Origin of the sequence: uncultured Alistipes sp. (genome assembly GCF_902388705.1) — a bacterium.
GTDB lineage: Bacteria > Bacteroidota > Bacteroidia > Bacteroidales > Rikenellaceae > Alistipes.
Genome location: NZ_CABMQJ010000025.1, coordinates 1 through 20,605, shown reverse-complemented (window position 1 = coordinate 20,605; position 20,605 = coordinate 1). Strand labels below are relative to the sequence as shown.

Sequence of the window (20,605 nt, the reverse complement as noted above, 5' to 3'; positions counted from 1 at the left end):
GTTATATTCGTCAAATTAGAAAGTCAGGTTGATACCGCCCGAAATGGTGCGAATCGGCGAATAATAGGCTCCGTTGATTTGGCCGATGTCGGCCATGGCCGTCGTGCCGAACGTTCCGCGCGGATCGTAGCCTTTGCGGTGCGACCAGAACCAGACATTCTCGCAGGAGAGGTAGATGCGCAGTTTGTCGACGCCGAACTTGCCCGTCCATTTTTTCGGCAGCGTGTAGCCGAAGTTGATGTTCTGCAGGCTCAAATAGCTCGCGTCGAGCAGGAAACGGTCGGACCAGTTGGTGACGTTCTGATCGGCATACTGCTGGCGGGGAATGTCGCTCGACGTATTCTCGGGCGTCCATGCCTTGAGCATGTCCCTGTGCCAGTTGTTGCCGCCGGTGCCCTGCAGTCCGTACATCGAGTTGCTGTAACCGCCGTCGTAGCCCTTGCCGCCGATCTGGTAGGCGAACTGGACGGCGAAATCGAATCCGAAGAACTCGACCGAAGTGCCGAAACCGCCGTAGGCGTCGGGAATAGCCGAGCCGCAGAGGTATTTGGTCGCATCGTTATACGTGGTCGTCGTCGTGGTTTCACCGGTTTCCTTGTCGTAGACGTACCACCTCGACACACCCGAATCGGGATCCGGGCCCGCGTATTTGGGCAGGTACCACGAGTAGAGCGGAATACCCTGTCCGATGAACCATTCGCTCGTGCCGTAGCCGCCCACGTTCTCGTATTCGGTGATTTCCGTACGCTTGCTCGCCGGCAGCGAGGTGATTTCGTTCGTGAGCCATGTCACGTTGAGGTTGATGTCCCAGCGGACTTTCTTGTTGATTACGGGCGTGAAGTTCAGCTCCAGTTCGGCGCCTTTGTTGACCATGTTGCCGATGTTCGAGTAGTAGCCCATGTAACCGAGCGAGGCGGGCACCGAGAAGAAGAAGAGCATGTCCGAGGTCTTGCGGTAGAAGTATTCGACACTGCCGGTGATACGGCTGCGGAGCACTTCGAATTCGGCGCCGACGTTGAAGTTGCCGTTCTTCTCCCAGGTGATCTCCTTGTTGCCTTTCGTGTCGAAGGTCACGGAAACCTGGTCGTTCGAGTTGACAATCGTATAAATGTCGGTGTAGAGGTTGTAACGGCGGCTGGCGACGAGGTTGTCGTTACCCTGCGTACCGTACGAGGCTTTCACCTTCAGCATGTCGAGCCAGTTCCGCGTGCCGTCCATGAACGGCTCCTTGGTGATGAGCCATGCGGCGCCGAGGCTCCAGAAATTACCCCAGCGGTTGTCGGGATGGAAGCTCGACGAGGCGTCGCGGCGGTAGGAGCCCGAGAGGAAAATCTTCTCCCTGAAATCGTACTGTACGCGTCCGAAGTAACCCTCGGTGTTGTAGTCGGCCGTGTAGGAGTCTGCCGAACCCGAAACCACGGCACCCGCCAACTCGTCGTTGTCCGGCGAGAAGAGCTGTTTTTTGTTGCCCGTCAGGTAGGAGTACTTGTACTGGTAGTTTTCGTGCCCCACCATGGCCGAGAGGGTGTGGTCGCCGATGGTCTTGCGGTAGTTGAGCAGCTGCTGGAGGTTGACGCCGAACTTGCGGGTGTGCGTCTTGTAAATCGAGCCGCCGATATCGGCCGACGCGCCGTAGAACTGGTTGTACATCGAGGTGTTGCGGCGCTCGTCGAGGTTGGCGCCCGCATTGAACGTAAAGGTGAAGTCCTTGAGGAAAGTCACGTCGAAATAGCCGTTCACGTTGAAAGCGTTGCCGTTGTAGTTGCTCTTGTTGAAATGGTTGTCGGCCAGTGCGTTGCCCGTGAATCCGCGCTTTGCGCCGCCGTTCTCGCCCTTGCCGTAGTCATAGACGGTGTAGCCGTTGTCGTCGTGCATGATATTGCCCTCGGCATCGCGTACGTAGAGCGGATAGATGGGGGCGATGCTGGTCGTATAGGCGAAAACATTGCCCGTCGAATTGTCCTGCCCGTCGGCGCCCGTGCTGTTGCCGTCGTAGTTCGTGTAACCGACGTTACCGCCGACCTTGAGCCATTTCTTGGCCTGGTAGTCGGCTTTCAGACGTGCCGAATAGCGCGTGTAATCCGAATTTTCGGTGATACCCTTGTTGTTCAGGTAGCCGAACGACGCGTAAACCTGCGCACGCTCCGTGCCGCCCGAGATGCTGACGTTGTACTCCTGGCGCAGCGTGTTCCTGAATGCGGCGTCGGTCCAGTTGTCGGGTGTCAGGTAGTTGCCGTTGACGACATTGCCCAGCGTTGCGGCGGGATTGACCCGACCGTCTGTGCCGATGAAATCCTGGCCGGCGGGCACGTTGTAAATCTGGTAGCCCAGGCCCATCGATTTACCGTTGATGATATTCGCATTGGCGTTTTTGTGCGCGTCGGCGGCACTCATGCCCTGGTTGTTTGCGAAGTAGTTGTAGAGCGACTTGTAATGGGTTTCGTAGTAAGTCTTTGGATCTTTGATGTAATCGTACGACTGGATACCGCGCTGGTTCACGCCCCATTTCATGTCGACGTTGACCTGTGCGTCGCCGCTCTTGCCTTTCTTGGTGGTTATCATGATGACGCCGTTGGCGCCGCGCGCACCGTACAGGGCGTTCGAAGCCGCGTCTTTCAGCACGGTCATCGATTCGATGTCGGAGGGGTTGATGTGGTTCAGGTTTCCGTCGTACGGAATGCCGTCGAGGATAATCAGCGGGGACTTGCCGGCGGAGATGGAGCTGAAACCGCGGATGCGCACCTCCGGATCGGAGCCGCCCATACCCGGCTGTCCCGATGCGTTGGCAATCTGCACGCCCGACACCTTGCCCTGCATGGCGTTGATGGGGTTCGAAACCTGTGCCGATACGATGTCGTCCGCCTTGATGACGGCGGCCGAGCCCGTAAAGGCCTCTTTCTTGGCCGTACCGAACGCGACGACGATTACGTCGTCGATAGCATGCATATCTTCGGACATCGTTACGTCGATGTTCGTACGGCCGGCGACTGCGACTTTCAGGGGCTCATAGCCGATGAACGTAAAAGCCAGCGTAGCGTCGGCGGGAGCCGTGACGGAGAAGCGTCCGTCCGTACCGGTAGTCGTACCGGTTGCCGTGCCTTCCACTACGACCGTAGCGCCCGCGACAGGGGTTCCGTCCACGCCGGTGACTGTACCGGAAACCTGCCGGTTCTGGGCCATTGCCAGTGCGCAAATACCCCAAACGGCAATTAACGATAGTACAACTTTTCTTACCATAAGCGTTTTTTTAAATTGATTTTAAAATAAAAAGCAATGGCAGACCGTTTATACATATAAAGCTATGATAATCAACGCGCAAGGCCGCGCTGCACATCACATCGCCTATTCATAGCATAACTGATTGGAAACGAGGTGCCTGCATCTGAACCGGCATAAAAATCAGTTCTATTAGTGTTACTACGCAGTAACCCGTCAAAACAGGATAATTCCGGGTAAATAAGCCATTTGGGCCGGGTAATATGCCATTCGGTAGTTACTTATTCATTACCTTTAAAGCGGTTAGTTATTTGCATGGGTTAATGAAAAAAGGTTGTCAGAGTAATGAGAAACACGTTTAAGGTATTATTTTACATCAAGAAGAACGCGCCTCTCCGCAACGGAAACGTCCCGATTATGGGACGGATTACGATTAACGGACAAAGGACGCAGTTCGCGACCCGCCTATCGGTGGGCCCTAATCAATGGGACGTCTGCATGGGGCGTGTCGCCGGGCGGAGCAATGCCGCCCTCCGCATCAACGAACAGCTTTCGAATATCCATTTCCATATCGAGAGGTGCTACAACACGCTCTTTTACGACCAGGCTTATGTAACGCCCATGATGGTCAAGGAGATGTATTTCGGCGTCAGCCACAATAACGAAACGCTCGTCGCTTTTTTCAGGCAGCATAACGAAGAGTTCAAGCGCATGGTCGGAATCACCCGCAGCAAAACAACATATTATAAATATAGGTGCGTATGCAGGCATCTTGCAGACTATATTTCGGATAAATACGGCCGGAAAGACCTCTCGTTCAAGGAGCTCGACCAGGAATTCCTCACCGGCTTCCATTCGTACATTGCAAAAGAGTGCGCACATAAGAAAAATACCACCTGGATATACATGATCGCCCTCAAGCATATCCTCATGCTGGCCCGCGGCAAGGGGTATTTGAGTAAGGATTTATTCGCCAATTACAAATTACACAGCGAACATGTGTCACGTAACTACCTGTCGATGCAGGAGATAAACAAACTGATGCAGTACGAGTGCGACAATTCCACCTTACAACTCGTGCGGGACGCGTTCCTGTTCAGCTGTTTTACGGGGTTGTCGTTCGTCGACGTCAGGGCCCTCACGATGCAGAACATCCAGGAGGTGAACAAACAGCTGTGGATTACCACAACACGCCGCAAAACCGGTTCGGAAGTCAGCGTGAGGCTGTTCGCCGTTCCCTATAATATCCTGCTCAAATATGCGCCGCAGGCACGCGACGAGCGTATTTTCGACCTTCCGAGCAACGGGTGGTGCAACATCTGCCTGGAAAAAATCGTCAGCGGCGCCGGCATCCTGAAGCCGATTACGTTTCATGCGGCGCGCCATACCTTCGCAACGACGATTACGCTGTCGCAGGGCGTGGCGATTGAAACAATCAGCAAACTGCTTGGGCACAAGAACATACGCACCACCCAAATATATGCGACCATTACCCACTCGCAACTCGACGGAGAGATGGAACGCCTGTCCAAACGCATCAATTCGTTGTGCCGCGACTGGACTCCGGCGGATGCGGACGATGCGGGTGTAAAGCTCATGTAAACGCGTTATCCCGCCTCTGGCAGCCTCTCACACGGGGAAAATTCCAAAAAAACACGAAAACCGTCCAAAAAAGGCGATTACAAATTGTAATCGCCCCGGGCTTTATTATGTAAAATTGTAAGAGCGAAACCACATTCTTCATCAGACGTGTAATCTTGCTAAATATTTTTAATAATTTATTTGTAAATGAGTTAGCAATGGTTTATCTTTGCTTGTGAACTTTTTATTTTAAAAAACTTATAAAATTAACGCTTATGGTAAGAAAAATTGTACTATCGTTAATTGCTGCTTTGGGCCTCTATGCATACGCATTCGCCCAGAACAAGCAGGTTTCCGGTACAGTTGCCGGTGCCGATGGGAGCCCCATCGCCGGAGCGACAGTTTTAGTCGAGGGAACCGCTACGGGTACGACTACCGGGGCCAACGGCTCGTTTACGGTATCAGCACCGGCCAACGGTGTGCTGACCGTTTCGTTCCTTGGCTACGAAACCCAGAAAGTCGCCATCAACAACCGCAGCAACATCCAGGTGAAGCTGCTGGAAGATGCGAAGTCGATCGACGACGTCGTGGTCATCGGCTACGGTTCGGGACAGCGAATCGGCAACATCGTCGGTTCGGTTTCGACCGTCTCGGCCGGTGAAATCGCCGACCGTCCTTCGGCCAATATCGGCGACGCCCTCCAGGGTAAAGTTCCCGGTCTCCAGATTTTCAACACCTCCGGCGAACCCCAGAGCAGCGTATCCATCCGCCTGCGCGGCGAGTCGTCGCTCAACTTAAGCAACGCGCCGCTCTACATTCTGGACGGAGTGCCCGTAAGCTCATCCGTGTTCACGAGCATCAACCCCCAGGACATCGAGAACATTTCGATCCTCAAAGACGCGTCGTCGACCGCCATCTACGGTTCGCGCGCTGCCAACGGCGTTATCTTCGTATCGACGAAAAAAGGCAAGAAAGGCGACAAGCCCAGCATCTCGCTGCGTGCACAGTACGGTGTTTCGATGCTGACGAACTACAACATGGACATGATGAACTCCGAGCAGCTCATCCGGTTCGAGGAGATGTGCGTACCCTCGCTGAAAACCGACGCCGCCTACCAGGCGAAAAAGGCGTTCATCCTGGGCAACGGCATCAATTTCGACTGGCAGGACTACCTTTTCGACAGCTCGGCGCCCCTGGTACAGGCCGACGCGTCGATACGCGGCGCCACGGAAAGCACCAACTACTACGTTTCGCTGGGATATTATTCGGAACAGGGTACGGCCAAAGCCAATTCGAGCGTAGACCGGTTCACGTTCCGCAGCAACCTCGACACGCAGATTAGCAAATGGCTGAAGTTCGGCGCCAACGTCGCACTGACCTATAACAAATACCACACGATCACGACGGGATGGTACTCCCAGTCCCCGATCCTGCAATCGGTTACGGGACTCCCCTACTATACCCCCTACGAGTTAATCTACAACGAGGACGGCACCGTATCCTACGGCAAAGTACAGCAGGTATACCCGTGGGACAATATGATTGACCTGAACGAATACTACAAGTACAACACCAACGACCGCGAGAACGTGAACCTGATGGGCCAGACTTACTTCCAGCTCACCCCCGTCAAAGGCCTCACCATCCGCGCACAGCAGGCTATCGACGCTTTCGACTACACCAACGAAAGCATCAACATGCCTTCGTACACGCCTTACACCTACCGCGGTCGCAACTCGCAGGCTTTCCAGCGCTACTACCAGCTCTCCTCGACCAACACCATCGAGTACAAGAACAACATCAACCAGAAACATTTCTTCACGGCACTTATCGGCCATGAGTCTATTATCAAGCGCGAACGTACGTTCAATGCTGTCGGAACCGGCCTTACGGACGACCGCCTGACCGCATTCAAATCGACGACCGCCATCGACAGTTGGGGCGGAAACGTCATCGAGTGCGCGTTCAACTCGTTCTTCGCCAATTTCAACTACAACTACGACGGCAAGTATTTCCTCGACGCTTCGGTACGTACCGACGGTTCGTCGCTCTTCGGCAAGAACCACCGCTATGCGACCTTCTATTCGGTCGGCGCCATGTGGAAACTCAAGCAGGAGAATTTCCTGAAAGACGTTTCGTGGGTGAACGACCTGAACCTGAACGTCAGCTACGGAACCACGGGTAACTCGGGCCTGGACAGCTGGTACGCCTCGCTGGGCCTCGTGGGAACCGGCCCCAAATACAACGGCAACGCCGGATGGGCGCTTTCGCAGGTGCCGAACGCCGACCTCACCTGGGAAACCGTGGCGACGCTCAACGTCGGCGTCAGCGGACGTCTGGCCGACCGCGTATCTTTCGGGTTCGAGTTCTACAACAAGGTTTCCACCGACCTGCTCATGGAGATGCCCTATTCGGGAACGACGGGACACTCGAGCGGCTGGGGCAACATCGCTTCGATGCGCAACCGCGGTATAGACCTCGAATTGAGCGTAGACCTGATCCATACGAAAGACGTCTTCTGGAGCATCACGGGTAACGTAAACTACAACAAGAACGAAATCACCAAGCTCTACCAGGGACTCGACGAACTGGCATTCCCCGATTACGGCCTGAAATACCAGGTAGGAAAACCCTCTTCGCTGGTATACACGCAGGTGCGTGCAGGCGTCGACCCCAACGACGGCGCCCCGATGTGGTACGACCTGAACGGCAACCTCACCAAAACCTACTCGGACGACATCATGCAGTTCTGCGGCATGGATACCAACGCGCCCTGGTCGGGCGGCTTCTCGACCGCATTTTCGTGGAAAGGCCTCGGCCTGAACATGGACTTCTCGTGGATCGGCGAGCGCTGGATCTTCATCAACGAACGCTACTACACGATGAACCCCGCCAACCAGCTCCAGCGCAGCAACTTCGAAACGAAGATGCTCAACATGTGGACGACCCCGGGCCAGAAGACCGACATCCCGAAATACGGAACGCAGTTCTATTTCGACACATCGGCCTATTCGAACGCTTCGTTCATCCGCATGAAGAACATCTCGCTGTCGTATTCGTTCCCCAAATCGCTCATCCAGAAGAGCGGGTTCCTTTCGAGCGTAAAAGTTTACGTCACAGGACGTAACCTGTGGACAATCACGGATTTCGAAGGCTACGACCCCGAAGTCGGATATTCCAATGCCACGCAGGGTATGTACCCCAACTCGCGCCAGATTGTTTTCGGTGCCGAACTGGTGTTCTAATTTAAAACATGAAGATGATTATGAAAAATACAAAAATATTCCTTGCCTCGTTGCTCGCTGTCTTCGCCGCCACGTCCTGTAATCTGGACAAGTATCCCGATACGGCAATCAACACGGACGAAGCCATGGAGAGCGTCGCCGACTGCCAGGCATTCCGCAACGGCCTCTACTCGGGTATGAAATATTGCTTCACGGGCGCTTTCGTCTACGCTCCCGATTTGCAGACCGACCTGTACCACGCAGTCAAGAATTTCGGTAACTTCCAGGGAGCGTTCTACCACTATTCGGTGACGGCATCCGAAAGTATGGCCAATACCGCATGGTTCGGCCTGTACGGCTATATCGGCAATGCGAACTTCCTGATCGAGGGCACCCAGAAACTGCTCGCTTCGGGCACGCTGACCTCTTCGGACGAGGCGCTCGTACAGCAGTACTACGGCGAGGCGTGCTACATCCGCGCACACATGTATTTCAACCTGACGCAGTATTTCTGCGAGGATTACGACCCCGGAACGGCCGCCGACAAGATGGGCATTCCCGTCGTGACGAAATACGAGCCGACGGGCGACGCGAGCAAGTATCCCGCACGCGGTACGCTGGCTGCGACCTACAAGCAGATTACCGACGACCTGGCCGAAGCCGAGAAGTATATCACGACGGCAGGCGCGCAGAACTCCGCATACGTCACCAAGGACGTCGTTGCAGCCCTGCAGGCCCGCGTCGCGCTGACCATGCACGACTACGACACGGCGTTCAAGAAAGCCAAAGACCTGATCGACAAAGGCACCTACACGCTGGTTTCCGACCAGAAGACCTATGCCGACGGCTGGCTCAACGACAACCTCCCGGAAACGATCTGGCAGGCCGCGATGACCGGTCCCAGCGATACGGGTAACGCATTCACCTATTTCATTTACAACACTTCGGGCGTCGAAGGCGAAGACAACCCGCAGTACATTCCCGAGGACTGGGCGCTGGCGCTTTACGACAAGACCAACGACATCCGCTACGCCAGCTATTTCGACACGCGCGAAATCACGACACCCGTCGTCGGCCGCATGACGCTGCTGGTGAAATACCCCGGCAACCCGAAACTCTACGCCGCCGTTACCAACTACGTGAACCAGCCCAAGATATTCCGTATCTCGGAGATGTACCTGATTGCCGCCGAAGCGGCCGCCAACAAGGCGGGACAGGACGGCGTGGCATCGTACTACATCAACGAACTGCGCTCGAAGCGCATCGCCAACTGGACGGACCAGGATTACTCGGGCGTGGAGCTGATGAAACAGATTCGCGAGGAGCGCGTACGCGAGCTCTTCGGCGAGGGACACCGCATGAACGACCTCAAGCGCTGGCACATGGGCTTCTCACGTTCGGCAGGCCAGGATCCCGAGCTGGTACAGCCGGGTGCCAACTACGCATCGTGCACCCGTCCGGCCGACGACCCGTATTTCCTGTGGCCCATTCCGACCGATGAAATACAGGCCAACCCGCACATCCAGCAGAACCCTGCTTACACGAATAAATAGTCGCGTTAAATTTTAAATTCGGAAAATTATGAAAATATTCAAATATTCTCTGTTCATCGCAGCTCTGTTCAGCGTATCGGGACTCTTGAGCTCGTGCGACGACGACCCGACCGGTGCAGGAGATGCGACCATCGGCTTCGCACAGTCGGCCTACGTCTACAAAGAGAGTGCGGGGCTCGTAAAGATTCCGGTAACGTTCACCGGAGAACCCAAGAGCTATCCCATCACGTTCGACGTTTCGGCCCAAATCGAAGGCACCGAAGTCACGCTGGACGAGGTAGTGCTCTTCACCCAGTTGGAGGGACTGCGCTACGTGGGCAACCCGAAAGCCCCGGTTTATATCGAATTCCAGCTTATTGACAACGAAGAGATCAACGACTCGCGTTTCATGAAGTTGACAATCACCTCGGCATCGGGCGCCACCATCGAAAACGCCACGACGACGATCGAAATCGCCGACAACGACAACAACCCCTACGAGAAACTCTGGGGTAACTGGACGTTCTCGGGCAACAGCATCAGCTCGAGCGACGGAGGCGCCGTGAAGACTTTCAACGTCAACATCAGCGGAGGCTTCACAGCCGAAGAGGTAGAGAAGAACGCCGACAAAGTACTCGTATGCTGGGGCTTCGGAGGAAATCAGGACAACACCACCGGTTACGAGCCGCCCAAGCAGCCCGTATGGTACATCAACTACGACGCCGACGCACAGAGCCTTTCAATCTCCGTGAACACCCTGATGGCGAACGTATACGGGTTCAACGGCATTGACGAAGACGTAGAGGTGAAGAGTGCCTCCACCCTGCCCGGCGCTTCCGGCTTCGACTACAAAACGCAGGTCAAGGGCACCTGGAGCGAAGACCTGAACACGCTCACCTTCGAGAAAGGCTACGGCTTTGCTGCAACCGTCTGGGGAGTAAGCGGCACATATTACGGATTCTGGTATGGTTATGAAAACATTACCATGACCCGTAAAGCCAACTAAATTCCACCCGGATTCAAGATTGTTGAATTTTAAAAGTCAGAATATATGAAAACAATTAAATATTTTGCGATGCTGCTCGCCGCGGTCAGCCTTTTCTCCGGATGTTCCGACGACGACGATTTGAGCACGCAGAACAAGAACAAAACAAAACCGAGCGTGACGGTAACACAGGGAACGGTGACGGACACCCAGTTCACTTTCACCCTCACCGCATCGGAAGAGGCTGCACAGTACGCCTACGTTGTGTTCGAGGGAAAAGACAACGCAGCGCCGACGGCCCATGACATCGTCATCGACGAAGTCAGCGGCAAACTCCAGAGCGACGCATTCAACCTTGCGGACGCCGCCACGCAAACCATCAACGTAGCGTGCGACCCCGACGCGGACTACCAGGTTTTCGCCGCGGCCATCACGGCAACGGGCCTGTTGAGCGAGGTCAGCGAGCTGAAAGTCTATGTTCCGGACACGGGTATCCCGACGCCGGTATCTTTCAACCCCTCGGGCAATACCGTCACGGTGACCTATTCGGAGGACATCGTTGTCGGCAGCACCGGAAAAGCGACCGTACGCTATATCCAGTGGGGCCTCGGCAATATACTCGCAGCCGTTGAAATCCCGGCCGAAAACATCTCTACCGACGGTAATGTGGCGACCATCGTCTGCCCCAAACCCGGCAACGGCGCCGGCTATATCGTCAGCTACACGGCCGGCATGTTCGAAGACGCCTCGGGCAACAAGTGCCTGGCAATGAATTCGGGCTGGGACAACAACGCAGGCAAATACGTGAATATCGGCTGGGACGACGACACCGTCGACTTCGCAATCGAGGACAACTATTTCGTTCCGCAGCCCGATGACGCAGACTACAACACGCCGACGACGACCATCGACTTCGCATTCCCGTTCGACGTCTACGACGCAGAAGCCAAAAACGCCGTGCAGGTAATCTTCAACGAAGCGGAAGGCATCTCCTACCTCAACGCAGCCTATACGCTCGAGGCGGACAAGCGCACCGTAAAGGTAACGCTGCCCAAAGTGCCGACCGCCACGTTCGACGTGCAGGTGGCCAAAGGGGCTTTCTACGACGTATGGGGCAACGAGTCCGCACCGTTCACGGTAGCGACCGACCAGCTGCGTTACTCGAATTTCCAGATCGACATCAAGACCGGAACTTACACAATCAGCTACACCACTTTGGGCGATCTCACGGGCGGCCAGGTGACAGCTCTCAATCCGAAAACCGGGAACCCGTTCACTGCCAATCTTGTGAAATTCGACAATACCTATTACGCACTCCAGGCCAATTGGTTTAACCTTATGTCTTCGGGAGCTGCAAACCCCATCCTGTTGGGCACCGTAGATTTTGCATCAAACAAGATTGTTTTCGACGGAACATGGTATAATGCAACCGAGAAAAAAATCGAGACCCGAAGCTGTTTCAATTACAATCTCTTCTATTCCATGAACAGCGGAGCGCTTTACCTCTGCTTCTGCAGCGCAGGCAATACGGGAGAGGAGCCATTGGAGCTGACTTTCGATGCAGACGGCTATATGACCGAAATATCCTACTTCGATTACACGCTTTACAACAACGATTCGGAATATAGCTATTACGGAATCTTCGACGCTTGTGCCGACGGTACGATGACTTTCGTTCCGCAGACGGAAGGCGCAAAATTGAGCAACACACATCCGCAATCGTCAAATCTGACAGAGGTGAACATCGCTGTCAAAGGGTTAAAAAAGCGATAAACGGAAACATCACATCCTAATACGGACAAAACCTTCCCGCTTCGGCGGGGAGGCTTTGTCGTCATTAGAGGCCGATTTATGAAAACCATCGTCAAGACATTGATTGTCACAGCATTGTTCCTGTCCCCGCTGCTCTTCGCCCGGTGCGCCGCAACGCGGGGCGGCAGCAGGTGCTGCAGGCCGGATTCGCTCGTCACGATTCCGAAGGACGAATACGAGATGCTCAAACAGCGCGCCGACGAACGCTACGTCGTCGTGCAGCGCCGCGCCTTCGACTCATTGCTGATGAAGACCAAGGCATTGCAGGAGTTGTGCGACCAGTTGATAAAACACCTGCCCGAAGAGATCCGGAGCGAAAACAACCGTCCCGGCGAAACATACCAACAGAAGAGATAACCTATGAAAAAAATCATCTACACTCTGAAAGCCACGATTGCCGTATTGCTGGTATTCGGCGCCGCGTCGTGCAGCAAATCGGATGAGGGAGGAAGCAGCCTGAACCTGTCGAAAACGGAACTGGCTTTCACCGCGAGCATCCGTTCGCTCACTTTCACCGTCACAACCGACCAGCAGTGGAACGCCACCTATCCCGAATGGCTCACCTGCTCGCCTGCATCGGGCACGGGCAACGCCACCGTTTCGGTCACGGCCGCGGAGAATCCCGGGGCGGAACGCACCGGAACCATCAAGGTAACGGGCGGCGGCAAGGAGCGCACAATCGACGTGACACAGGAGGGCGTCGATTTCAACATCAGCCAGTATACGTTCGAATTCGACAGCGACGGCACCCCCATCAAGGCTACAATCGTGTCGAAATACGCCTGGGACATCGAAATCCCCGAGAAAGCCTCCTGGCTGGAAGTATCGCCCAAGAACGGTACGGGCGGGGAAACGGTGGTGACCTTCACCCCCAAACCGTTCACCGACCGCACGCCGCGCAACAAGCAGCTGCTGACGCTCAATTACAACGGTACGTACTCCATGCTCACCGTCAGCCAGGCGATGCCCAACGAGGCGCCGTCGGCTCCGGTGCCGGTTTCACCCGCGGCCAACGCAACCGACGTCCGGGTGAACGCACAGTTCCAGTGGCAGGAAGCGACCGACCCCGACGGCGACGAACTGACCTACAAGGTCATGGTGTCGGACAACGGCGGTTCGTCGTGGGTTTCGACGACCACGACCGCGACGACAGCCAAGCTGACGGCCCTGATGGCGAAAAACACGGCATACGTCTGGAAAGTCGAGGCATCCGACGCTTTCGGAGGCAAGGCGGAGAGCGCCGTTTATTCGTTCACGACGGGCGAGGGCGGCGCATACGCCGACGGTGAAATCTCACGCTGGCAGACCGAAACCGCCGGAGCCCCGCTGCCCGTACACCTGATTTTCATGGGCGACGGGTTCGTCGCCGACGACTATGTGGCAGGCGGAGCCTTCGACAAGGCCGTGGAAACAGCCGTCGAAGCGTTCTTCAGCGTAGAGCCCTACCCGACCTACCGCGACTATTTCCGCATAAGCACCGTCGCCGTCTACTCGCAGGAGCGGGGCGCGACCGTACTCAAGGACATGTCCGGATGCAAGGCGCAGACGCGTAACACGGCTTTCAACGCGACGCTCGAGGGTGGCAACAGCACCGGGACGTCGTGCGACTACGAAAAGGTATTCTCCTATGCGCAGAAAGTCCCGGGCGTGACCGACGCTTCGCTCAAAAACACGACGGTGCTCCTGCTGATCAACCTCGACGTATACGCCGGAACCTGCATGATGGAGATGACGGGCCGCTCCGTATCGATGTGCCCCATGGGCAAAAGCTCGTTCGAAGCGGTCGTATCGCACGAGGGCGGCGGCCACGGATTCGGACGCCTGCTCGACGAATACCGCTACTACGACAGCCAACTGCCCGCAGACCGGCAAAGCCAGATTACCTATTGGCGGGCCACCGACCCCTATTACGGATACAACATTTCGCTGACCAACGACCGTTCGCAGGTTCACTGGAAGCAATACTTCTCGATGTCCGGCTACGAATCCGTAAGCCTCTACGAAGGCGGCTACCTCTACGCCCAGGGCGTATGGCGTCCGGAGTATATCAGCTGCATGGAGGACAACCGCTCCTACTACAACGCACCGTCGCGCGAAGCAATCGTACGGCGCATCTGCAAAGCCTCCGGAACCCCGTTCAGCATGAGCAGCTTCACCGCCAACGACAAGGTGCGAAGCGACAATACGCGGGCCGCAGGCACGCGCGCTCCCGAACTCTTCGTCCCGCTGGCCCCGCCGATTCTCATCGACAAATAGGAGCCCGGTGCAGTTATCATGTGCGGTATCGAACGATACCGCACATTTTTTATGGTCCGGCAGAGAGCTCCCCGCCCGGGGAGGGCATTCATTTTCAGGCCGGAAATATCCCGTGTATCCGAAAATCGGCTATCTTTGCACCGGGAAAACAACCGGCATCTCCCGGACAGCGGGGTACTGCACGGCCGGACTCCGTGCGGAGATATACCGGTTTGGCATATTTTTAACTATATTTGACGCAATAAACGATACGACACAATGAACATCACGGAAATTCTGCCCGACATCCACTACGTCGGGGTCAATGATCGCACAACAACACGTTTCGAAGGACTCTGGTCGCTCCCGCAGGGAGTTTCCTACAACGCATACCTGGCCGTCGGCGAGAAAATCGCGCTCATAGACACGGTCGAGGAGAGTTTCGGCAGCCGCCTTTTCGAGAATATCCGCGAGGCAATCGGCGACCGGCCAATCGACTACCTCGTCGTGAACCACATGGAACCCGACCACTCGTCGTCTATCCGCGCCCTGCGCCTGCTCTACCCGCAAATCCAAATCGTCGGCAACGCCAAAACCCTGCAAATGATCCGGGGATTCTACGGCATCGACGCAGGTACCCTCGAAATCAAGGAGGGCGACACGCTATCGCTCGGCGGCAAGACGCTTTCGTTCTACATGATTCCGATGGTGCACTGGCCCGAAACGATGGTCACCTGGTGCGCCGAAGACGGCGTGCTCTTCTCGGGCGACGCTTTCGGCACGTTCGGCGCCATCGACGGCGGCATCACCGACTCGCAGCTCGACCCGTCGCGCTACTGGGACGAGATGCGCCGCTACTACGCCTGCATCGTGGGCAAATACGGCGTCCCGGTGCAGAAGGCCCTCGCCAAGGTAGGCGGACTGAACCCCACGACGATTTGCTCGACGCACGGCCCCGTATGGCAGCGGGAGATTCCGCAGGTAATCGACATTTACGACCGTTTGAGCCGCTACGAAGGAGAGCCGGGCGTCGTGATTGCCTACGGTTCGATGTACGGCAATACGGAGCAGATGGCCGAACGCATCGCCCGTGAACTGGCCGCACAGGGCGCCGGCCCGATCGTGGTCTACAACCTCTCGTACGCCGACGAATCGGTCGTCCTGCGCGACGTGTTCCGCTACGACACGCTCATCGTGGGCGGCCCGACCTACAACGGAGGCCTCTACCCTCCCGCCGCACGGCTGCTCGATTTGATCGCCGCACGCGGCATTCCGCAGCGTAACTTCGGCTGGTTCGGGTCGTTCTGCTGGGCGAGCGCCGCCGTGCGCTGCCTCGGGGAGTTCGCGGAAAAGATGAAGTGGGAACCCATCTGCGAACCTGTGGAGATGAAACAGGGCTTCTCCCCCGCATGGCACGACTCCTGCCGCACGCTGGCCGGGCGCATCGCCGGACGCATGCGCCGCTGAAAACACGCAACCAAAACCGAAACCATATGATGAAAATCGCAGTCGTGGGCACAGGCTATGTCGGCCTCGTGTCGGGAGCCTGCTTCGCGGAGATGGGCCTCGACATCACCTGCGTCGATATCGACAAGCAAAAAATCGACGGCCTGAACAACGGCATCATCCCGATTTACGAACCGGGGCTCGAAGAGCTCGTCCGGCGCAACGTCGGGGAGGGACGCCTGCACTTCACCACCGAGTTTACGGACTGCCTGGACGACGTCGAGGTCGTATTTTCGGCCGTGGGCACACCGCCCGACGACGACGGCTCGGCCGACCTGAAATACGTGCTCGAAGTGGCCCGCACGTTCGGCCGCAACATCAAGAAATACACCGTCCTCGTGACGAAGAGCACCGTTCCCGTCGGCACGGCCCGGAAAGTCAAGGCCGTCATCGAGGAGGAACTCGCACGGCGGGGCTGCAAGGTGCCGTTCGACGTGGCCTCGAACCCCGAATTCCTGAAGGAGGGAGCCGCCATCAAGGATTTCATGTCCCCCGACCGCGTGGTCGTAGGCACCGAAAGCGAACGGGCCCGCAAGCTGATGACCAAACTCTACCGGCCGTTCATGATAAACAACTTCCGGGTGCTGTTCATGGATATTCCCTCGGCGGAGATGACCAAATACGCCGCCAACGCCATGCTGGCGACGCGCATCTCGTTCATGAACGAAATCGCCAACCTCTGCGACCTGGTGGGCGCCAACGTGGAGATGGTGCGCAAGGGTATCGGCTCCGACGCCCGCATCGGCAGCAAATTCCTCTACCCGGGGTGCGGTTACGGCGGCTCGTGCTTCCCCAAGGATGTCAAGGCGCTGGCCCACACGGCCCGGCAACACGGCTACACGATGCAGGTCATCGAAGCCGTGGAGCATGTCAACCGGATTCAGAAATCGATTGTTTTCAACAAACTGCAGCGGGCGCTCGGCGACCTGAACGGCAAGGTCGTCGCCGTCTGGGGACTTGCCTTCAAGCCCGAAACGGACGACATGCGCGAAGCCCCGGCACTGGTAATCATCAGCCTGCTGCTGGAGGCCGGCGCCACGGTGCGCATCTACGACCCTGTCGCCATGCAGGAAACCCGCCGCAGGCTCGGCGAACGTCCCGTCTATTACGCCGCCTCGATGTACGACGCGGCCGAGGGAGCCGACGCCATCGCGCTTATCACCGAATGGAAGCAGTTCCGCATGCCCGACTGGGCACAGCTGCGTGCAAGCATGCGCGACAACATCCTGGTCGACGGCCGCAACATCTTCGACAAGGAAGAGGCGCTGGCGGCCGGATTCCGCTATTACGGCATCGGCAAATAACACGGCATGCCGTGGCAGACTCCATACGCCCCGGGCTTTTCGCCCGGGGTTTTTGTCGGCAGGCATACGGGCACGGCATTCACCGCCTGCGCGACCTGCCGCAGCGCCGCATACCCGCCGCAATGCAGCCCGCTCCGCAGGCACCTGCGACGGCACAAAAACGCCAGGGGCCGGTTCGAGCAGAACCGGCCCCTGGCGCTGCATTGCAGCGGGTGCAGATTACCTGCGCACCTTGACGATGATTTTCCGGACGTCGCCCTCGCCGATCATCGGCGCATGGCCGTCCTCGGGAAAGAGAATCGTAAACTGCCCCGGGCGCAGCGTATAGAAGGTCTGCGGCTCGTCGTCGAAAAGCTGGATGTCCTTTTCGGCATCGAACGCCCCCAGCGGCTTGCGCAGGTCGGCGCGCTCGCTCCAGCCGAAAGTTTCCTGCTCGCCGCGGATAAGCACCTGAATGTCGATATATGCGTCGTGTATTTCAAGCTTGGCGTCTGCGGGTTTCTTCAGCGCGGGTTCCATGACGTTGACATAGATGTCCCTGCCGTCGAGTTCGTGGATACCGGGCTCCATCTTCTCCCAGTCGGTCGAGGCGATGTAGCCGAAGGCTTTTTCCAGACGCGGGCTCATGCAGTAATAGAGCGCGCTGTTTTTCAAAGAGTCGAAAATCATAATTCTATCGGGTTAATTATTCAAAAGATTCTTTTTGAGCCGCACGACGACGGGGAGGTGATCGGAATAATCGACCGCCGGCACCTCGTACGAAATAGGCTCGAAGCTGTCCGAACAGAGCACGTAATCGATGCGCAGCGTATTGAAAAAGCCCCGGAACGTGTGCGAATAGCCCGAGCCGCTCCGGCTGAACGCGTCGTCGAGCCCTTTGGCCATCGTACGGTAGACGTACGACATCGGCGTGTCGTTGAAATCGCCGCAGACGATGCACCGCGCCCGCGACGAGGCCACGACGCCCGAGATGCTGTCCACCTGCTCCGCACGCAGGATGCTGTTCTCACGGAAACGCCCCACGATGCTGCGGATTTTGACCTCGCGCGCCGTATCGGAGATAAATCCCCGGTTGGTGATGTAGTCGCTGTCGGCGGCCTTAATCGCCGTCGAGCGCAGGTGGTTGTTGAACACGCGCACCGTATCGTCGCCAATCAGCAGGTCGGCCCAAACCGACGTATTGGGCGTCAGCACGACGCCCGAGCCGAGAATGCGGTATTTGCTCAATATCAGCAGCGGGGCCCCGAAAAGCGAATCGGGCGCCTGCGTGCGGCCGAAAGCCGTACGCTCGTATTTCTCCTCCAACAGGGCGAACCGCTCGGACTCTTCCGCCAGCCTGGCGTTGAACTCCTGCAGGCAAACCACATCGGGATTCTGCTCGTCAATCAGTTGCAGCACGTTTGCGACGCTGCTGCGACCGTCCTCGCCGTAAAAACTCCGCACGTTATAGGTCATCACCTTGAAAGCCCGGCGGTCGTAGCCGTCCTCGCCGTAATTGCGGCGGAACTCGGGTTTGTAGAAGAGCGGCACCTTGAAAAATCCCACGGCCACGATTGCCACCATCACCCCGGCGCGCAGCAGCCGCCAGCGGATAACCCAGTAAAGCGCCAGTATGACCGTGGCCACGTAGATTGCGGGTGCGGCCAGCCCCAATACGGGAAAGAACCATACCTCCGAAGGATTTACATAGGGAACGCAGTAGGTCACCGCCATCGCCGCACCGACGACCAGCGTCAGGAGCGTCATCACCGCATCGAGCAACCACACGAACAGGCTGCGGCGCGGTTTATCCCCGCGCCGGCTGCCGTAATCGTCCCTGTAATACGTGTCAGCCATCGAATCAGTAGCGGATTACACCGCGTTTTTTCCACCAGTAGAGCAGCACGAAACCCCACAGCATACCGCCCACATGGGCGAAGTGCGCCACGTTGCCCACGCCGCGCCAGCCGAGGAAAAGCTCGATAACGCCGTAGATGATGACGAACCACTTGGCTTTCATCGGAATCGGCGGAATGAGCAGCATGATGACCGCATTGGGATGCATGACGCCGAAAGCGAGCAGCAGGCCCATCACGGCGCCCGAAGCGCCGACGAGCATCAGCGGCAGCTCCCCGAAAGCCAGCGCCGTGAGGTACTGAATCAGTGCCGCGCCTACGCCGCAGACCATGTAGTAGGTCAGGAAGCGCTTCGGTCCCAGCTCGTACTCCAACGTACGCCCGAACATCCACAGGGCGAACATATTGAAGAAAATATGCTCGAAATTGGCGTGCAGGAACATGTAGGTGACGAACTGGTAGGTATGGAAAAAGGGCGTGCCGAGCATCAGCGCGCAATGCTCCATGATCGTATTGCCCACGGGCAGCAACGCCGTGGCCATGTAGACCAGGACATTGATGATTATCAGGTTTTTCACCACAGGGGGTGTCTGGAAGTACCTGTTCATAAAAACTGACTTTTTTCGGTTCTGTTAATAATTTACCGTTCGGCATCCGCGGCCCCACGGCCGGATGGGCGAGCGGGGTGACGGTATCAAAATTTCTGCAAATGTACGTTTTTCCGCCGGATTATCCCAGTTTGGCCCGGATATCTTCGGCGGTTATTTCGGCGGTTATGGCTTTGCCCGAGGGCGAAAAGCTGAAATTTCCCGTCGCGGCCAGCTGTGCGAGCAGCGCGGCCGCCTCCTCGCGCGACAGGTTGCGGGGGGAATTCTTCGCGTTTCCCCGCGCCATCACGGCGGCAATCTTCTCGCGCCGTACGTCGGCCAGCGACACCGGCGTGGAGAATGCCTGCAACAGTTCGTAGAGCAGCTGGTCGACCGAATCGGCGGGCATGTCAGCGGGCGTGCCCTTCACCTCGACGACGCCCTCGCCCTCGAAGGCGAGGTCGAAGCCCAGCGAGGCGAACTCCACGGCGTTCTCTTCGAGCAGGGCGTATTCGTCGCCCGAGAGCACCAGCCGCTCGGGGAAGAGCAACTGCTGGCTTACGGACGACCCGCAGCCGAGCATCTTCAGGTAATCTTCGTAAAATATCCGCTCCCGGGCGCGGCGCACGTCGACGACGACGAAACGTCCGCCCAGCAGTGCGGCGACATATCCGCCGCCCAGCGGCAGCGCATCGGTAAATTCGGCCCGCTCCCCGACCGCCAGCCGCTGCTGTTCGGCCTCGGCGCCCGAGGGGATGAAATCCAGTTCGTGGTTGGAGAGACCGTAT

13 protein-coding genes and 1 pseudogene are annotated in these 20,605 nt (G+C 57.1%); 9 read left to right on the top strand and 5 right to left on the bottom strand.

Annotated elements, in window-relative coordinates:
• Positions 1 to 15: 15 nt before the first annotated feature.
• Entirely contained in the window at positions 16 to 3,237 is a 3,222-nt protein-coding gene (locus tag QZT71_RS07700; RefSeq protein WP_295914690.1) for a TonB-dependent receptor, read from the bottom strand.
• Between the two features lie 324 nt (positions 3,238 to 3,561).
• On the opposite strand from QZT71_RS07700, the gene QZT71_RS07695 reads away from it, so the two are divergent.
• From QZT71_RS07695 to QZT71_RS07655, 9 genes are all read left to right on the top strand, one after another.
• A complete protein-coding gene (locus QZT71_RS07695) occupies positions 3,562 to 4,818 on the top strand; it encodes a site-specific integrase (protein WP_295914687.1) in 1,257 nt (418 codons plus the stop codon).
• Positions 4,819 to 5,072: 254 nt separating this feature from the next.
• A complete protein-coding gene (locus tag QZT71_RS07690; protein WP_295914683.1) occupies positions 5,073 to 8,042 on the top strand; it encodes a TonB-dependent receptor in 2,970 nt (989 codons plus the stop codon).
• Positions 8,043 to 8,062: 20 nt separating this feature from the next.
• The gene (locus tag QZT71_RS07685; RefSeq protein WP_295914681.1) at positions 8,063 to 9,574 is read left to right on the top strand and encodes a RagB/SusD family nutrient uptake outer membrane protein; all 1,512 of its coding nucleotides are present in this window, start codon (positions 8,063 to 8,065) and stop codon (positions 9,572 to 9,574) included.
• A 28-nt stretch (positions 9,575 to 9,602) separates the two neighbouring features.
• A complete protein-coding gene (locus tag QZT71_RS07680; protein WP_295914678.1) occupies positions 9,603 to 10,559 on the top strand; it encodes a hypothetical protein in 957 nt (318 codons plus the stop codon).
• Positions 10,560 to 10,604: 45 nt separating this feature from the next.
• Complete coding sequence (locus tag QZT71_RS07675; RefSeq protein ID WP_295914676.1) at positions 10,605 to 12,311, top strand: hypothetical protein; 1,707 nt, start codon at positions 10,605 to 10,607, stop codon at positions 12,309 to 12,311.
• Between the two features lie 78 nt (positions 12,312 to 12,389).
• On the top strand, positions 12,390 to 12,707 hold the full coding sequence (locus QZT71_RS07670; protein WP_295914673.1) for a hypothetical protein: 318 nt from the start codon (positions 12,390 to 12,392) through the stop codon (positions 12,705 to 12,707).
• Positions 12,708 to 12,710: 3 nt separating this feature from the next.
• Entirely contained in the window at positions 12,711 to 14,606 is a 1,896-nt protein-coding gene (locus QZT71_RS07665) for a BACON domain-containing carbohydrate-binding protein (protein WP_295914671.1), read from the top strand.
• A 258-nt stretch (positions 14,607 to 14,864) separates the two neighbouring features.
• A complete protein-coding gene (locus tag QZT71_RS07660) occupies positions 14,865 to 16,052 on the top strand; it encodes an FprA family A-type flavoprotein (protein ID WP_295914669.1) in 1,188 nt (395 codons plus the stop codon).
• Between the two features lie 29 nt (positions 16,053 to 16,081).
• Positions 16,082 to 17,395, top strand: coding sequence for a UDP-glucose/GDP-mannose dehydrogenase family protein (locus QZT71_RS07655; protein ID WP_295914704.1), 1,314 nt, complete (start codon positions 16,082 to 16,084; stop codon positions 17,393 to 17,395).
• A gap of 219 nt (positions 17,396 to 17,614) precedes the next feature.
• Here the strand turns inward: QZT71_RS07655 and QZT71_RS07650 are convergent, their stop codons facing one another.
• The 4 genes and pseudogenes from QZT71_RS07650 to QZT71_RS07635 form a co-directional block, all read right to left on the bottom strand.
• Entirely contained in the window at positions 17,615 to 18,064 is a 450-nt protein-coding gene (locus QZT71_RS07650) for a YhcH/YjgK/YiaL family protein (protein WP_295914665.1), read from the bottom strand.
• A gap of 12 nt (positions 18,065 to 18,076) precedes the next feature.
• Positions 18,077 to 19,231 carry an endonuclease/exonuclease/phosphatase family protein gene (locus QZT71_RS07645; protein WP_295914663.1) on the bottom strand — a complete coding sequence of 385 codons (1,155 nt, stop codon included), beginning with the start codon at positions 19,229 to 19,231 and terminating at the stop codon, positions 18,077 to 18,079.
• 4 nt (positions 19,232 to 19,235) lie between these two features.
• The gene (locus tag QZT71_RS07640; RefSeq protein ID WP_295914660.1) at positions 19,236 to 19,838 is read right to left on the bottom strand and encodes a rhomboid family intramembrane serine protease; all 603 of its coding nucleotides are present in this window, start codon (positions 19,836 to 19,838) and stop codon (positions 19,236 to 19,238) included.
• Between the two features lie 121 nt (positions 19,839 to 19,959).
• Positions 19,960 to 20,605 (bottom strand): annotated as a pseudogene (locus QZT71_RS07635) (DNA mismatch repair protein MutL); the annotation flags it as partial.

What these genes read in the sequence shown, in the direction of transcription:
- QZT71_RS07700 (WP_295914690.1), bottom strand. Translation starts at nt 3,237, where the DNA reads ATGGTAAGAAAAGTTGTACTATCGTTAATTGCCGTTTGGGGTATTTGC.
- QZT71_RS07695 (WP_295914687.1), top strand. Translation starts at nt 3,562, where the DNA reads ATGAGAAACACGTTTAAGGTATTATTTTACATCAAGAAGAACGCGCCT.
- QZT71_RS07690 (WP_295914683.1), top strand. Translation starts at nt 5,073, where the DNA reads ATGGTAAGAAAAATTGTACTATCGTTAATTGCTGCTTTGGGCCTCTAT.
- QZT71_RS07685 (WP_295914681.1), top strand. Translation starts at nt 8,063, where the DNA reads ATGAAAAATACAAAAATATTCCTTGCCTCGTTGCTCGCTGTCTTCGCC.
- QZT71_RS07680 (WP_295914678.1), top strand. Translation starts at nt 9,603, where the DNA reads ATGAAAATATTCAAATATTCTCTGTTCATCGCAGCTCTGTTCAGCGTA.
- QZT71_RS07675 (WP_295914676.1), top strand. Translation starts at nt 10,605, where the DNA reads ATGAAAACAATTAAATATTTTGCGATGCTGCTCGCCGCGGTCAGCCTT.
- QZT71_RS07670 (WP_295914673.1), top strand. Translation starts at nt 12,390, where the DNA reads ATGAAAACCATCGTCAAGACATTGATTGTCACAGCATTGTTCCTGTCC.
- QZT71_RS07665 (WP_295914671.1), top strand. Translation starts at nt 12,711, where the DNA reads ATGAAAAAAATCATCTACACTCTGAAAGCCACGATTGCCGTATTGCTG.
- QZT71_RS07660 (WP_295914669.1), top strand. Translation starts at nt 14,865, where the DNA reads ATGAACATCACGGAAATTCTGCCCGACATCCACTACGTCGGGGTCAAT.
- QZT71_RS07655 (WP_295914704.1), top strand. Translation starts at nt 16,082, where the DNA reads ATGAAAATCGCAGTCGTGGGCACAGGCTATGTCGGCCTCGTGTCGGGA.
- QZT71_RS07650 (WP_295914665.1), bottom strand. Translation starts at nt 18,064, where the DNA reads ATGATTTTCGACTCTTTGAAAAACAGCGCGCTCTATTACTGCATGAGC.
- QZT71_RS07645 (WP_295914663.1), bottom strand. Translation starts at nt 19,231, where the DNA reads ATGGCTGACACGTATTACAGGGACGATTACGGCAGCCGGCGCGGGGAT.
- QZT71_RS07640 (WP_295914660.1), bottom strand. Translation starts at nt 19,838, where the DNA reads ATGAACAGGTACTTCCAGACACCCCCTGTGGTGAAAAACCTGATAATC.